At 23.8% G+C, this 1170-nt stretch carries 1 protein-coding gene; it reads right to left on the reverse strand.

Annotated features, from left to right (window positions below):
* Window positions 1–90: 90 nt before the first annotated feature.
* Window positions 91–531 carry a hypothetical protein gene (locus tag FEF22_RS02020; RefSeq protein ID WP_210352285.1) on the reverse strand — a complete coding sequence of 147 codons (441 nt, stop codon included), beginning with the start codon at window positions 529–531 and terminating at the stop codon, window positions 91–93.
* Between the last annotated feature and the right edge of the window lie 639 nt (window positions 532–1170).

A 1170-nucleotide genomic window follows, 5' to 3' on the forward strand; every position in this document is an offset into this window, starting at 1 on the left:
ATTTTCCTTCTCTTTATAATTAAAATTTTTTTTAATTTTGTTTATATGTGTGAAAAAAAATAAAAAAAATTCAAAAAATCAATAAATTTACTAATTAGTTATCATCCTCCTATAAGCTTCATGAAATAAATAATCTACTCTCTTTGATAATTCATATTCTTTCAATTCAAGAGTTAAAATTTCTAAAAATAATTCATTTATAACATTTCTAAAAAAACTAGAATTTTCAAAAACAGGATTAGTAAAAAAACCAATATTATCTTGAGAATTAGCAACCGGTAAAGCAAAATCTATTAGAAATTTATTTTTTAACAATTCAATTCCCAATTCATTTACTTTTTCTTTATTATTTAAATTATTATGAATATCTTCTTTTAATTTTTTTATATAAGAATTTATTTCTTCTTTTTTTTCGTTAAAAAATTTCAAAACATCTTTTCGAACTATAATCAAACCACCTTTTTCTTCAATGATTTTATTATAAGTTTGTTCAGATATTAAATGTTTCAAAAATAACCAAGACGCTAACATTTCATCTTGATCTTTAGAATAAAATAAATTTACATTTGAACCTTGTAAAAGATTTTTAAAATGTGGTTCAGAATTAAATTTATTTTATTCTAAAGATCAAGATGAAAATAACGTCTGGATGGCACCCACAAACATTCGTATCTGGCAAACTTATGTCATCATTAGAAAAGAATGGTTTATTATAGTTCGAAGATGTTTTGAAATTTTTAACGAAAAAGAAGAATAAATTCTTATATAAAAATTAAAAGAAGATATTCATAATTTAAATAACAAGAAAAACAGGCAGGAATAGTATTAAAAACAAATTTCTTAACACCAGTGCTAATTCTCAAGATAATATTGGTTTAATCCTGTTTTGAGATTCGGATTTAGAAATGTTATAAATGAATTATTTTAGAGGTACAACTCTTGGGTGAAAGGGCTATGAGTATCAAAGAGGAATAGTGCTATTTCATGAAGCATAGGAGAGTGATAACTAATTGTAAATTTATTGATTTTGAATTTTATTTTTTCTGCACATAAACAAAATTAAAAAACAATGAAAATGTTAAAAAATAAAATGAGGGAGTGCCCCATTCGAAAATATAGGTGCTGTTCTCTGAGCAGAGAAATAGTCTTCTGGCCTTGGCAATGCAGCTG

Source organism: Texas Phoenix palm phytoplasma (assembly GCF_005774685.2).
In the GTDB taxonomy this organism is placed as follows: Bacteria; Bacillota_I; Bacilli_A; order Acholeplasmatales; family Acholeplasmataceae; genus Phytoplasma.